Annotated in this window: 11 protein-coding genes; 3 read left to right on the top strand and 8 right to left on the bottom strand. The window is 68.8% G+C overall.

Annotated features, from left to right (window positions below; translation table 11 throughout):
* Nucleotides 1–43: 43 nt before the first annotated feature.
* Entirely contained in the window at nt 44–484 is a 441-nt protein-coding gene (locus tag OO69_RS27730) for an SRPBCC domain-containing protein (protein ID WP_033283536.1), read from the top strand.
* Nucleotides 485–974: 490 nt separating this feature from the next.
* Here the strand turns inward: OO69_RS27730 and OO69_RS48925 are convergent, their stop codons facing one another.
* Entirely contained in the window at nt 975–1,787 is an 813-nt protein-coding gene (locus tag OO69_RS48925) for a nuclear transport factor 2 family protein (RefSeq protein ID WP_051801229.1), read from the bottom strand.
* Between the two features lie 115 nt (nt 1,788–1,902).
* Here OO69_RS48925 and OO69_RS49540 point away from each other — a divergent pair, with 115 nt between their 5' ends.
* On the top strand, nt 1,903–2,331 hold the full coding sequence (locus tag OO69_RS49540) for a maleylpyruvate isomerase N-terminal domain-containing protein (protein ID WP_051801228.1): 429 nt from the start codon (nt 1,903–1,905) through the stop codon (nt 2,329–2,331).
* 233 nt (nt 2,332–2,564) lie between these two features.
* Here OO69_RS49540 and OO69_RS53895 read toward each other — a convergent pair whose 3' ends face one another.
* The 7 genes from OO69_RS53895 to OO69_RS27685 all read right to left on the bottom strand — a co-directional run bounded on the left by OO69_RS53895 (nt 2,565) and on the right by OO69_RS27685 (nt 12,257).
* Nucleotides 2,565–2,972, bottom strand: coding sequence for an ATP-binding protein (locus tag OO69_RS53895; RefSeq protein ID WP_420707912.1), 408 nt, complete (start codon nt 2,970–2,972; stop codon nt 2,565–2,567).
* 76 nt (nt 2,973–3,048) lie between these two features.
* Nucleotides 3,049–6,675: a family 78 glycoside hydrolase catalytic domain gene (locus OO69_RS27710; RefSeq protein ID WP_234444546.1), complete on the bottom strand. Its 3,627-nt coding sequence runs from the start codon at nt 6,673–6,675 to the stop codon at nt 3,049–3,051.
* Between the two features lie 193 nt (nt 6,676–6,868).
* The gene (locus OO69_RS27705; RefSeq protein ID WP_033283533.1) at nt 6,869–7,627 is read right to left on the bottom strand and encodes an EthD domain-containing protein; all 759 of its coding nucleotides are present in this window, start codon (nt 7,625–7,627) and stop codon (nt 6,869–6,871) included.
* 51 nt (nt 7,628–7,678) lie between these two features.
* Nucleotides 7,679–8,734: a maleylacetate reductase gene (locus OO69_RS27700; protein ID WP_033283532.1), complete on the bottom strand. Its 1,056-nt coding sequence runs from the start codon at nt 8,732–8,734 to the stop codon at nt 7,679–7,681.
* Nucleotides 8,731–9,600, bottom strand: a complete 870-nt coding sequence (locus OO69_RS27695) for a dioxygenase (protein ID WP_033283531.1) — start codon at nt 9,598–9,600, stop codon at nt 8,731–8,733. Before OO69_RS27695 ends, OO69_RS27700 begins: the two co-directional genes overlap by 4 nt.
* A 9-nt stretch (nt 9,601–9,609) precedes the next feature.
* Complete coding sequence (locus OO69_RS27690) at nt 9,610–10,608, bottom strand: alpha/beta hydrolase family protein (protein ID WP_234444545.1); 999 nt, start codon at nt 10,606–10,608, stop codon at nt 9,610–9,612.
* 92 nt (nt 10,609–10,700) lie between these two features.
* Nucleotides 10,701–12,257 carry a bifunctional 3-(3-hydroxy-phenyl)propionate/3-hydroxycinnamic acid hydroxylase gene (locus tag OO69_RS27685; protein WP_033283529.1) on the bottom strand — a complete coding sequence of 519 codons (1,557 nt, stop codon included), beginning with the start codon at nt 12,255–12,257 and terminating at the stop codon, nt 10,701–10,703.
* A 176-nt stretch (nt 12,258–12,433) separates the two neighbouring features.
* On the opposite strand from OO69_RS27685, the gene OO69_RS27680 reads away from it, so the two are divergent.
* Nucleotides 12,434–13,081: a TetR/AcrR family transcriptional regulator gene (locus tag OO69_RS27680; RefSeq protein WP_033283528.1), complete on the top strand. Its 648-nt coding sequence runs from the start codon at nt 12,434–12,436 to the stop codon at nt 13,079–13,081.
* Nucleotides 13,082–13,197 lie beyond the last annotated feature (116 nt).

Here is a 13,197-nt window from a genome sequence, read left to right as displayed (position 1 = left end):
CCCCGCCCCTGTCCTCCCGCACCAGCCAGAAGTGGAAACCACCATGAAGCCGGTCCTCACCGCGGTCATCGACATCGACGCCACCCCGCAAGCGGTGTGGGACGTCCTCACCGACTTCGCCGCCTACGGTGAGTGGAGCACCTTCTCCGCAGCCGAAGGAACCGCTCGAGTGGGAAGCCGGCTCACGATGCGCATGCCGGGCATGACCTTCAGGCCCACGGTCACCGTCGCGACGCCCGGCCAGGAACTGCGGTGGGTCGGCACGCTCGGCATCAAGCAGCTGTTCCACGGCCGGCACTCCTTCGTCCTTTCCCCCAACCACGACGGCACCACCCGCCTGACCAACCACGAGGAATTCTCCGGCGCCCTGGTCACCCTGATCCGGCCCTTCCTCAGAACACCCAAAAAGGACGGGTACGCCGCCTTCAACACCGGCCTCAAGCAGCGGGTGGAAGCCCGCACCGGACTCGGGCCGGGCGCGTGAGGTGCCGGTGGCCCGAGTGGTCGCGGGGATCAGGAAGGCAAGAGTTCCGAACCCTGGCCGCTGACAGCCGACCGAGGGCGGTGGCTGGAAGTGACGGATGATCCTTCCGTCGGCGTGTGCGTCACGCGACCGCGACGGTCTCCTCGATGACCGGCACGACCTTCACCGGGTCGGCTCACCGTTCGGTGTTGTCTCCTCGCCGCCCGTGTGGACCAGCCTGCCGACGGCCGCTCAAGACGTCGGCAGGCTGGAGAGCTGGGTCCGGATGGTGGTGTGCGGGGTTCCGTCCCATCACCGGTCGGTTGTCTACGGCTCGATCGACAGTGCCGCCAGGGGCTGGACCGTGGAGTCGGGAAGCAGCGAAGCGTCCCAGACAGTGGTCACCTTGGTGATCTTGGGCGTCCGGACGTCGGGGTGCTTGTAGTCGCCGGCCCGGTCGAGCTGAAGTGCGGTGATCCCGTTGGGTACGCGCTCGTCGTGTGTGACCCATTCATAGCCACCCCCCCTGCTTACTGCCCAGGACGTGGGGCAATTCGGAACCCGGACCATAGGGGAGCTTGGGCAGCGCCCGGGTCAGGTAGCGGCCGATCGCCGGTCGTCCGACGATGGTCGTCCGCGTGGTCATGTCCTCGAAGAGAGCGTCGTCCGAGAACAGTGCCTCGGCGCTGTCGACGTCACCGGCTGCCAGAGCCGAGCCAAGGTGGCGAGCGAACGTCTTGATGGCCGGGTCGGCGCTCACCCTCACGATCTCCGTGCCGAGGGTCCGGGGGTTATCGGTGTTCGGAGGCCGGTTCTTGAGAGCCTCGTCGTTGCGTCGCCCGTCCCAGTAGTCGACCACCCGGACGATCTTGCCGTGCTCAAAGGTGAAGGAAGAGATGATGCGGACTTCGTTGCCGAACAGCTCTGCGGTGTTACGGATGAGGACGACGGCGCTGGTTGCGTCACCGATGACGCGCAGCGGGTACGACTTCCCGCCGGTTTTCGACCACCCCTCCAGCGTCGGACCCATGATCTGGTCACGGAACACGTCACGGGTGGGGAACACGCCGCCGATGTGGACCGGCGAGTCGAAGTAGGCCATCTGCCCCGGGGTGAAGAAATCGATGAAGGCATCGATGTCATAGCGGGACTTGGCGGTGTAGTAGGCGTGGTTCGGCGCCGCCGTCTCTCTGGAGGCGTGACTGGTCTCCAGGACGTTCGGGACGACAACGGCGTGAGGATACTTTCCGGCCCCCCCCGTTTGCGACGCCTCGGTCGATGCCGAAGCGGGCGACGCCAGTACTGGAAGCACGGCCAGCGGCACAGCAGCAGCCGCGGCAGATGAGCCGTCTCGCCCGGGACTTGACCCGGTGGCGAGATCACATTCGTAGCTTCGCCAAGCCGGAACGGATCAGGCCATGACGGAATCCGCTGAATCCATGCACCTTTCCGGAGGCGGCGCGGAGCGGGATGTCTCGGAGGTGCTCAGCCATCTGGGCAGTGGCGCCGAGATCAACCTCGCAGTCCTCGAGGGCGCGTTGAACGCCTCCGGTTCGCCCGACGCGGAGTTCAACCAGTCCGTGTGGGGCCGCTGGGACGACAAGTCACCCGTTGAGCGGGCTGAGGACTTCGGGACGGCGAACGAAGCGCTGGTCAGCCGCTTTGAGAGTCTCGACGCGCAGACACGCAAGGAACTGACGGTTGCCCTCGCTTTCCTGCCGATGGCGGTCGATGTCGCCCCGGTGGCCGGCGTGCGGCTCACGGAATTCGTCCACCACACCTGGGACGTGGAGGTCGCCTTCGATCACGAGGCGCCTCTGCCCTCCGCCGCAACGGGACTGCTCCTCGACCAAGCCGCACATTCCTGAACTCCCTCGGCAGGGCGGATGCCTTGGACGCTCGCCCGGTCCGTATAGCCGTCCACACCACCGCACCCGGGCGGACCTTCGGGCTGGAGGTGGGGAACGTAGTCACGCTCACCGATGGGCCGGACCGGCCCGACGCCGTCCTGAACGCACCGGCCGAGTGGTGGCTGCGCCTCACCAGCGGGCGCCACGCGCCCGCTCACACTCCGAGCGAGGTGTCTCTGCGAGCGCCTCCCTCACCCTCGACGACCTGCGACGGGGCTTCCCCGGCTTCGAGCCCGACGCCGCCCGGCACCGCCGAACGCGGGCGGCTGCCCAGCCTTGCGGAATTCCCTGATCGCTGTAGGAAACGCGCGTCCCCTTCGCCCTCCCGTTCTCTCACGCGGGCGCGGGGACCTGCTCCCGTAGGGCCGGGAAGACCACGTCGACGCGCAGGCCCTGTCGTGCGTGTTGTCGAGTTCGATACGCACCTGATGGACCTCGGCGATGGCAGCTCGGCTGCCGATCTTGTGCGCCCGGTGGAAGCGGTCGAAGACGTGGGTCACCGCATCCGAGTCGATGCCCGGACCCTCGTCCTGGACGCGAAGCGTCACGTCGTGAGCGCTCATACCCAGGGTCACGGTGCAGCTGGCGGTGGCGTGCATGTGGCCGTTGCCCAGCAGGTCGGCCAGCAGACCGTGCAGTTGTGCTTCGTCACCCAGCACGAGTGCGTCAGTCAGGTCACCTGGCGTTGAAGCGGTACGACCCTGCCCGGGCCCGGTAGACCTTGTAGGCGCCTCCGGAGGTGTCGTCACGGACGAAGGCGACTCCTCGGGGAGCGCGGACGGACTTGCCCTGGGTGGGGACCCAGATCTCGGCCTCGGTGTTGTAAGGGACAGTGACCGCCAGGTCGATCCTGCCGTCTGAGCGGCGGTGCCATTCCGAGGACACCTTGCCGCGCACGGTGTCGATGGAAGCGCTGACGTGGTCCAGGGTCGCCGGTGCCAGGTCGGAGTCCTCGGTGTTCTTCGGGACCCGACTGTTGACCACGGCCGAGGGGATGTAAGGGCGGATGCGCAGCGTCTCGTAGGCGGTCGAGGTCGGCCTGAGGCCGGCCAGGCTCTGGTAGAACCAGGTGGCCACGTTGGAACGGTAGTGGTGGTTGACCGAGAGCCGGTCGGTCCACTGCTCCCACAGCGAGGTGGCGCCCTTGGCGATCTGGTAGACGTAGCCGGGGATTCCGGTCTGGGTGACGGCCTTGAGGGCGATGTCCGTGTAGCCGTATTCGCTGAGGATGTTGAACTCGTAGCGCGAGCCGTACATGTCGTTCTGGATGTGCTGGTCCGCGGCCACGATCCGGTCGGCCAGCAGCTTCGCGAGGGTCTTCTTGTTCTCCGCCAGCTTCTTCGTTCCTGCCAGGTAGCGGGGGTCGTCGGACTTCAGGTCCGAACCGGGGACCAGGTCGAAGGCGATGGCGAGTGCGTTCTCGCTGGAGACGCTGCCCTGGGTGAAGCAGCCCAGGGAGACGTCCCAGTAGTTCCTGATGAACGCCTTGCGGAGCGTGTGCGCCGACTTCGCGTAGTGAGCGGCGCGTTCGGTGCGGCCCAGCTTGCGGCCCACCTCGTCCATGTAGTCGCAGAAGTGGATGTAGAACGCGAGGCTGATCACGGCGTTGCTGCCGGGTGCCTCGGCTCCTGAATAGGCGCCGAGAGACGCCTCGAACCTGTAGTCGTTGTCGGCGGTGAACAGCGTCTCGTAGTACTTCAGAAGCGTGTCCTGGTGCTCGTACAGCTCGGCGAAGAGGCTGCTGTTGCCGTAGTAGGTGTACAGCTCCCTCGGAATGACGAAGTACGCCGAGTCCCAGGCGGGCACTGCCTTCCACGCGGCGTTCCAGCCGGGGGTGTGGTCGTAGCCGTAGCCGCCTTTGGCAATGGGGACGAACATGGGGAGCTGGCCGGTGGAGATCTGTGTGTCGGGGAAGTGGCGCAGATAGTTGGTGAGTACGGCGTTGACGTCCCAGGTCAACGACTCGGACTCCGAGCTGGCCATGGCGTCGCCGGTCCAGCCGTTCTTCTCCCGGGAGGGGGTGTCGGTGGGCTTCTGGACGAGGTTGTTCTGTTCGGCCCACTCCAGGTTGCGGTGGAGGCGGTTGAGGAGGGCGTTGTCGGTGGTGAAGGTGCCGGTGCGGGCGAAGCCGGTGCGGGCGACGTCGACGGTCAGTACGTTCGCGTCGCGGGTGAGGTCGGGGGCTCGGCCGAGGACGGCCTCAAGACTCATCACTTCCAGGTAGCGGAAACCGAAGTGGCTGAACTGCTGTTCCCAGGTCTGCGTCGACCGTCTGCCGAGGGTGTAGTAGTGCGTCTGAAGGTTGGCGTCGTGCTGGAAGTTCTCCTCCTCGACCGAGAGAGGGGAGCCTGTCGTGCCGTCACCGCTGGCGATGCGGTTGCCGCCGCGGATGCGCAGGGTGAGGCCCTCGTCGTCGGGACGTATGCCGGTGAGCTGTAGGCGGACGAGACCCGTCAGGATCTGGCCGTAGTCCAGGACCCAGGTCCCCGAGCCGGGCGCCGTCTCGGTAATCGAGACCGGGCGCAGCGTCTGGTTGACCAGCACAGGCTCCGCCTCGTGGGCGCGCAGGACAGCGGGCTTGAAGCCGTCCGGGATGGTCGTGGCGGGGAGCGCGCCGTGATACTTGGGCGAAGGGCCGGAGCAACTGCCGGGCGGGATCAGGACGGTGGCCGGGCGCCAGTCGCGACCGGTGCGGTAGCCGGGCGAGCGCCACTCCCCCAGCTGGTCCGCTCGCCGGGCGTCGTACTTCTCGCCCGAGTAGACGGAGTCGAACGTCGTGGGCCCGTCCGTGCTGAGCCAGTCCCGGTCGGTGACGAGTGTGGTGTGGGAGCCGTCGGTGTGAGTGACGACGAGTTTCACGCGCAGGCGGGGCTGGCCGGCGTAGGGGGCGAGCTGCCAGTACCACTCCTGGGGTGTGGTGACGCCGTACCAGCCGCGTCCCAGTTCGGCGGCGAGTACGTTCTGCCCGCCGGCCTCCAGCAGGGCGGTGACGTCGAAGGTGTCGTAGAGGACCGTTCGGTCGTAGGTGCTTTGGTCGGTCAGCAGGCGGGGCACGTTGCTGCGGTCCCGGGCCGCCTGCTTGCCGTCGACGGTGATCGGGGCGCCGTTGACGGTGAAGGTCACGTTGCCGGCAGCACTCAGGTGCAGACGGGCCTTCGCGATACGGCGGCCTCGGGGCAGGGTGAACGCGCGGCGCAGCACCGGGGCCGGGTTGGCGATCGGCAGCACGCTGTTCTTGGACGGGATGTAGGGGTTCTTCGGCGGGAAGGTCAGACCGGCAAGGGTGCCGATGCCGTTCTCGAACGGGTTGGCGCCCGTGGTCAGGTCGACGGAGAAGTCGCGGGCACCGGTGCCGGTCACCTCGACGTTGCGGACGGTGGCGGAGGTGCCGCCGCCGAAGCCGAAGCTTCCGTGGCGGCGGATCTGGTCCCCGGTGAGCGTGCGGCTGTCGACTTCGACGCCGTTGACGGTGGTGGTCACGGTGAGCCCGCAGACGGCCACCACCACCGTGTGGTCGCGGGTGGCCCAACTGTCCTTGGTCAGCCCGGTTGAGGCGGGGAGGGCGACCGTGCCGACCGGGACGCTGCGGGTGCCCGCGGTGGTGGGGTTGGTCTCGCTCTGCGGGTCGTAGTGGTCGACGCCCCAGTTCGGCTCGGAGGTGCCGTCGTCCACCCAGGTGTTGCCGGCGTAGTGGCTGGTCTTCATGACCAGCTGCATGTCGTCGCCGCTCTGCCGGATGGTCCAGTTGAGGCCCTCGCCCCAGGTCTTGCCGATGGGCTCGGCGCGCAGGAGCAGGGACAGGCCGCCCGCGGCGTCGGTCCCGCCGCGGAAGGCGACGGTCGCTGTCAGGTCCTTCCAGTCGTGGTCCTGCGCCTCACGGCCGCCGATCCACCGCGCGCCCGCCCAGTCCTTCTCTCCCTTCAGCAAGCCGGTCTCCCATGTCGCCGGTTCGCTCCAGGGGCCGGGTGCGCCCTTCTCGTCCCAGGTCCGCACCTGCCAGAAGTACGCCTTCTCCGACCGCAACGCGCCGCCCCCGTAGGCCACTTCGGTGGTGTTCGAACTCGCAACCTTGCCGCTGCGCCAGACGTCCGCCTGGCCCGGCCCCGTGCCGACCTGGATCTCGTACGCGGTCTGCCTGGCCACCTGGGGCCGCCAGCTGAACGTCGGCGCGGTCTCCGTACCCAGGGGCTGAGCCCGGGAGTTGACCTGCAGCTTCGCGGATGCGGCGCCGTGTCCGCCGGACGCCCAGGCGTCCGGCGTAGTGGTCAGCGGGAGCGAGGCCCCGGCTGCCGCGGCCGTCATGATGCCGAGCATGTGTCGGCGGCTCAACGCACTTCTGTTCTCCTCGGCCACGGCTCAGATCCCTTTCGTAGGCGCCCCGCGCTGGTGCAACAGGGGTGTCCCTCCCCTGTTGGGTATTGAAACGTTTCAATACCTTCCAGATGGAAAGCTTATGGACAACCTCGACCGGAGCACAATGGTCTGATTCGGTGCCTCATGCAGCGATGCCGCCGTCGGTCAGGTCATCGAAGATCGCGACTTCGCGGGTGACGAGGAAGAAGGACAGCGAGGGCTGCAGAAGTGCCCCGTGCTTCTCCACGTGGTCGGCCAGGGCCTGCTGCCAGGCGCGGAAGCCGGTCAGGGCGTCCGCCTCGTCGAACCAGAGGGCGGAGTAGGCGTCGTACGCGGGCTGTTCCGATGTGCTCCCGAAGTACGCGGCCATGCCGTCTCCGGGGAGAGGCGTGTTCCACTGGTGGCCGCGCAGGTACCGGGCGGGCCCGGACGAGTCGGCGAGCACCTCCTCGTAAGCCCGGCGCAGGCCCTTTCGGAAGACTTCCGGAGTGATCCCGTCGGCGGCCTTGAGGAAGTGGAGGATCTTCGCCCTGCCGTCTCCGGGTCGGGGCACCTCTGCCTCGCTCTCTTCGACGAGCAGGCTGAGCGCGGACGGCTGGTCGCTGAAGTTGACCGCATCGGGGCCGACGACCTCGCGCGCGTACGGGTCCGCGAAGGTCCGTCCCATGGCGGCGAGGTCGCCGAAGTACAGCTCGGTCACGGAGTCACGGGGCAGCGTCACCTGGTAGCCCGGGTCCCCGAGCGCGCCGTAGGCGCCGTCGAGGACGTGGTTCTGGATGTACTTGCGCACGGTCAGCTTGTTGGCGAGAGCTATCCCGCCGTGCACCTTCTCGATGTACTCGGTGTACTCGGAGTGCGTCATGCCAGGGCGTCGCCGGACGGCGGCCACCAACTTGATCATTTCCTTCTCCTGGCGTAGGTGATGTGGGGAACGGGTCCATCCGGTTCCCGGTCAGGGCGCGAGGGTTCCCTTCAGGGCATCCGTGAGGAGGGCGCGGAGGGCCAGGGCGGTGACCGGTCGTGGATTGGCGTAGGGCACGGTCTGTGCCTGGGCGATGATCTCGTCGAAGTCGCGCTCGGTGAGGCCGAGTTCGGCGAGGGAACGGGGAGCACCGAGTTCGGCGGATGCTCGTGCGAGGCACTTCGGTACGTCGTCCGTGGCCAGCGCACGGCGCAGGGCCCGTCCTGCGGCCGGTGCCGCGGGAAGGTTGAAGGCGACGGCGTACGGGAGGACGACCGTGTGTACAGCGGCGTGCGGGAGGTCGAAGGTGCCGCCGATGATGTGGCACAGCTTGTGGTGCAGCGACATGGTCGTCGCCCCCAGGCACGCCCCGCACAGCCAGGCTCCGAGCAGCGCGTCGGTGCGGGCCCCCATGTCGGCGGGGTCGGTGGCGATGACCGGCAGGGCGGTGGCCAGCGAGCGCACCCCCTCCTCCGCCATGAGGGACACGATCGGCGAGGCGTCGGGCGCGTACAGGGCTTCCACGGCATGGGCGATGGCGTTGAACCCGCTGGTCACCGACACGTCGACGGGGAGGCCGACGGTGAGTTCGGGGTCGTAGACCACGCTGCGGGGCAGGACGGCCCGGTCACGACCGGTGTGTTTGCGCCCGTTCTCGGTGAGCCCCCACACGGTGGTCATCTCCGAGCCCGAGTAGGTCGTCGGCACGCTGATCACGGGCAGACCGGACTCCAGGGAGACTGCCTTGCCCAGACCGACGGTGGAGCCGCCACCGATGGCCAGGCAGCCGTCCGCGCGGGCATCGCCCACGGCCGCGCGGGCCGCTTCGGCAATCTCGACCGGTACGTGCATCCGGGCTTCGGTGAAGAGGCCTGCACACGCGTCGCCCAACAGGGTGGCCGCGTGCTCGGCGAGAACGCGCTGACCGGGGGTGGACAGCACCAGCAGCCTCCGTAGGGCCAACCGCTCTGCCTCCAGGGGTAGTTGGCGCAGGCTTCCGGCGCCGAAGACCACCCGCATCGGCAGGGCCTCGTAGGCGAAGGTCATCCCGTCGTCTCCGCTTCCGGAGCCAGGATGATGTCGAACTCGGCGTGGGTGAAAGGCACGGTCACGCCGAAGCGTTCGGCGTCGCGCGCGTCGTACGACTCGGTGAAGTCGGTGATCAGGCCCCGTTTGACCGCGAAGACGGCGTCCGAATCGACGTAGGGGCTGCCCGCGACGAACGCGTGTGCGGTGACCGGACGGTGGTGCTCGGCGTTCGCGATGAAGTGGACGTGGGCAGGCCGGTAGGGGTGCCGGCCGGTGGCTTCGAGGAGGCGGCCGACGGGGCCGTCTGTTGGGATCGGGTAATGGGAGGGGACCACGGTACGAAACCAGTAGCGGCCGTCGCCGTCCGTGTGGAACAGCCCGCGTCCGTTGCCCGGCGGTTGTACGTCGGGCTGTTGCACATCGTAGAAACCGTCCTCCGAGCACTGCCACACGTCGAGTTCGGTGTACGGCAGTGGCGTGCCGTCGGCGGCCGACACTCGTCCGGAGACAACGCAGGGGCGGCCGGTGCCGACGAGGTCGATGGAGTCGCCGAGTTCGCGACGGGGCGACTCGGTCATGTGGAAGGGACCGAGGACGGTGCTCTCGGTCCCTTCCACAGACCCGTTCAGGGTCTCGACGAGCATCGAGACGCCCAGAACGTCGGAGAGCAGAACGAACTCCTGCCGGGTGTCGTCGCACGTGTGGCCGACGGCGGTGAGGAAACCGATCGCGGACTCCCACTCCTCCATCGTGGGTTCGATGTCCCGCACGAAGTCGTGCAGGTGACGGGTCAGGCTTTCCATGACCTGCCGCAGTCGCCGGTCCTTGGTCTCCCGGAAGCTCTCCACCACCGCGTCGGCGGCGGTCTCGACCGTGAAGTCCACTTGGTCTCCTTACCTGTTCGGGTTGGCCTGGCCGGCGAGGTGGTCGGTGAACCAGTCACCGGTCAGCGCGTCGCGTTCGGCGGCGTGGTTGTAGAGGGTGTGCTCACCGTCGGGCCAGATCCGCACCGTGGCGGTCGCCGGGTCGGCCGCGTGGAGGAACGGCTCCTGATCCTCGTAGGTCGCGAGGGGGTCGCGGCCCCCGTGCAGCAGGAGCAGCGGGCAGCGGATGCGGTCCTTGTCCGGATCGAAGCGCAGACCGTCCATGACCTCGGCCACCCGGCCCAGGTCGTCCGTACCGACCACGGCGGCCATCTGCTCGCGGGCGGTGCGGAATCCAGGGACGGCCGGAACCGCCGGAGCACCGTTGACGACCACCGCGGCGACCCGCGGATCCGTGGCGGCCAGATGGGCGGCGAACAGGCCACCGAAGCTGACGCCCTGGATGCCGATGGCGCCGCCGAGGCGGGGATCGGCCTCGACCAGGTCGACGAAGCGGGCGAAGCCGTCGGTGACGCGTTCGTCGACGTACAACCCGTGGCGCAGCCGTGACTCGCCCTGACCGGGCCCTTCCGCAAGCAGACAGGCCAGGCCGCGCGCGATGTACGCGTCGGCGACCGGCAGATACGCGGCACCCCAGCCGCTGAGCCCGCCCCACACGATCACGGTGGCACGGGGCGGGCCGGCCGGCAGGCACAGCCACCCACCGAGGACGCCGTCGCGGTGCGGGATCTCCACGCGCTCCACGTCGGGCACGAGGGCGGCGGTCACGGCCGTGTGCCGGGCGTAGAGCTCCCGCTTTTCCGTGGTGTCGGTCTGGTACGCCATCTGCGCGAACATCAAGGCCGCGGCTGCGAATCGGCGCGCCTGTCGGGCGGTGACGTCGTGGCCGTTCATCTCGGCGAGGCGGGCACGCTCCAGTTGGGTGTCGGCGAGTACCGCTGCCGCGTCCTGCCACGGGAGTCCGACGCCGGCGCCGGCGAGCAGCCGGCGGGCGTCCGCATGGTCCATGCCACAGTCGATGAGCCGAGTGAAGGGCATGGCCCTGTGCTGAGCCGCTGTCAGCGGAGGCAGCGCGTCCCCCGCCCCGGGATCTCCGGTCGTCATACGGCGGCTCCGACCGTTCCGGAGAGCGCGGCGTCGAGATCGTCGACCAGCGAGGCGAGGTCCGTGCGGTCGGTCGCCGTACCGAACAGCACGAAGTCGGGGCGCGCCAAGTAGGCGACGGCCCCGAGCAGTTGGAGGTACTCCCGGTGCCGGCCGTCGAGGTCGTCGACCGTGTCGAGGGCGACCACGGCGCAGCCCAGGCGCTCCAGCCGGACGAGCCGCTCGGGGCCGAGGGCAGTGGCGGGGTCCTCGGCGGCGACCAGGGTGAAGCCGTATCCGGTCAGGTCGTCGAACCGTCCGGTGCGCCCGTCGGCCAGACGGATGCGGCCCTGCGGGGTGAGGGTGCCGACCGGTGCGTCCGTTCCCTGGCGCAGCACTCCATGGGTAAGGGGCGGGAACGGGGGCGGCGGAGGCACCTTGCCCGCGAAGAACGCCGCGTCCCGGGCGGCCGCGGCCTCCGCGTCGTGCGTGTTGGCGACCTTGCCGAGGCCGATCGCCGCGTGCGTGATGGCGGTGACGTGTGGCCGGCGCTCGCTCTCGTAGGTGTCCAGCAGGGCGTCGGACGCACGGCCGCCGAGCACGAGGTGCAGCTTCCAGGCGAGGTTGGTGGCGTCGCGCAGGCCGCTGCACGCGCCCTGGCCTAGGTAGGGAGGCATGGTGTGGGCGGCGTGGCCCGTGAGGAAGACGCGGCCGGTGCGCCAGCGGGTGGCGATGCGCGCCTCGAAGCCGTAGACCAGCTGACGGGTGATCCGTATGTCGTCCGGGCCCAGGTCGTGGTATTCGCGCAGGAGCCGCCAAGCGGTCTCCGGGGTGGTCATCTCCTCACGGCTCTCGCCGGGCAGCAGGGCGAACTCGAAGCGCTGGCGGGTGGTGCCGATGTTGATGGTCATGTGCCCGCGCTCGGGGTCGCAGTACTGAGTGCCGTAGGCGAACTCCGGGGGCTGGGGACGCAGCCACTCGGTGTCGATGTTGACCCAGGGCTCGTTGAAGCCGAGGCCCTGGCGCTCCACGCCGAGCAGTTCGCGGATCCCGCTGCGGCTGCCGTCCGCGGCGATGACATAGCGGGCCCGGACATCGTCGTGCGGTCCGTCCGCACAGGCTCCGTCGCTGTTCCAGCCGCGCAGGCGCAGCGTGACGGCGTCGGCGTCCTGGTGCAGGCCGGTGACCGCCCAGCCTTGACGGACGTCGACGGTGCCGTAGCCGCGCAGCCGCTTGTCGATCGCGCTCTCCACGTCCGGCTGGTACATGGAGATGTGGTCCGGATAGCCCATCGGGCCCTGGGGGTTGGCGGGGATGCGTACAAGGGTCTCGCCCTTGCCGTTGAGCCACACGTACTGGCACAGCGACGAGTCGCGCAGCGCCTCGTCCACGTCGCCGGCTGCCTGGACGGTCCGGGCCGTCTCGTCGTCGATGTGGGTCAGTCTGGGCAGCCCGTACAGACCGGGCCAGCGCTCGCAGACCACCACCCGGTGGCCGAGTCGGCCGAGCAGGGACGCGGCGGTGAGGCCGGTCGGTCCGTAGCCGACGACCGCGACGTCAAAGAGGGGAGCCATGAGACACCTCCGGGAACACTCCCGCGCCGTTGCGAGGAGTGAGGTGAGAAGGAGAGGCGCGGGACTCGACCGCGTATGCCGAGATCCGCATGTGAATCAGAGTTCACATTTAATGTGAGTCGAGATTCACATACCAGCGACACGAACGTCAAGAGCCCGGTCGATAAGATGCGCGAGTGACCGAGTCCACGACCGACAGGCCCGCCGCCGTCCAGGAACGCAGCCGCCGTTCACAGCAGGACATCCTTGAGGCCGGGTACGCGCTGCTGGAGGAGGGCGGCGTGGACGCGCTCACCGTGGCCGCTGTCGCCGAGCGGGCCGGCATGGCGGTGGGCAGCATCTACCGCCGGTTCGGTGACAAGGAAGGGCTTCTGCTGGCCATCCAGCACTCCTTCACCGAGAACCTCCAGGCCGAGATCACGCAGCGGATGTCCGTGGAGCGGTTGCCTCTCCTGCACGATCCGGCCGTGACAATCGCCGAGGCCGTCGGCGCGCTCACCGACGCCTTCCAGGCGCACGAGGCCCTGCTGCGCGTCTTCCTGCTGCTCGGCACCGGGCACGAAGCGGTGCGCGCCGAGGGCTCCCGCGTCAGCATCGAGGGCAACCGCCACTTCGCCGACGCACTGCGCCACACACCCGTCGCACATCCGGACCCGGAGGCCGCGCTGGACTTCGCCTTCCGCCTGGTCTACGCCGCGATCGCGCACCGCATCACCCAGGGCGAATTCCTTGAGTCCGAGCGGCCACTGCCCTGGAGCGAGTTGCGCAGCCACCTTCAGTCCGCGGTCGTCCGCTACCTGCTCGACACCCCGGTAGACCGCTGAGCGCCCCGCTCGCCGCTACGCACAAGCGCGTACGCGGTTCTTGACGAGTGGTGGGCCATATGTGAACGCTCCTCACATCGGCAGCGCTGCCAGCCCACCGGGCCGACGGCTGGATG

Origin of the sequence: Streptomyces sp. NRRL F-525, assembly GCF_000716605.1 — a bacterium.
In the GTDB taxonomy this organism is placed as follows: Bacteria; Actinomycetota; Actinomycetes; order Streptomycetales; family Streptomycetaceae; genus Streptomyces.
Note: the sequence above shows the minus strand (reverse complement) of the source record. Positions and strands in the feature narration are given on the sequence as shown.

Excerpts from the sequence above, each read along its gene's own strand:
- OO69_RS27730 (WP_033283536.1), top strand. The coding sequence starts at position 44 with ATGAAGCCGGTCCTCACCGCGGTCATCGACATCGACGCCACCCCGCAA.
- OO69_RS49540 (WP_051801228.1), top strand. The coding sequence starts at position 1,903 with ATGCACCTTTCCGGAGGCGGCGCGGAGCGGGATGTCTCGGAGGTGCTC.
- OO69_RS53895 (WP_420707912.1), bottom strand. The coding sequence starts at position 2,972 with ATGCACGCCACCGCCAGCTGCACCGTGACCCTGGGTATGAGCGCTCAC.
- OO69_RS27710 (WP_234444546.1), bottom strand. The coding sequence starts at position 6,675 with ATGACGGCCGCGGCAGCCGGGGCCTCGCTCCCGCTGACCACTACGCCG.
- OO69_RS27705 (WP_033283533.1), bottom strand. The coding sequence starts at position 7,627 with ATGATCAAGTTGGTGGCCGCCGTCCGGCGACGCCCTGGCATGACGCAC.
- OO69_RS27700 (WP_033283532.1), bottom strand. The coding sequence starts at position 8,734 with ATGACCTTCGCCTACGAGGCCCTGCCGATGCGGGTGGTCTTCGGCGCC.
- OO69_RS27690 (WP_234444545.1), bottom strand. The coding sequence starts at position 10,608 with ATGGACCATGCGGACGCCCGCCGGCTGCTCGCCGGCGCCGGCGTCGGA.
- OO69_RS27685 (WP_033283529.1), bottom strand. The coding sequence starts at position 12,257 with ATGGCTCCCCTCTTTGACGTCGCGGTCGTCGGCTACGGACCGACCGGC.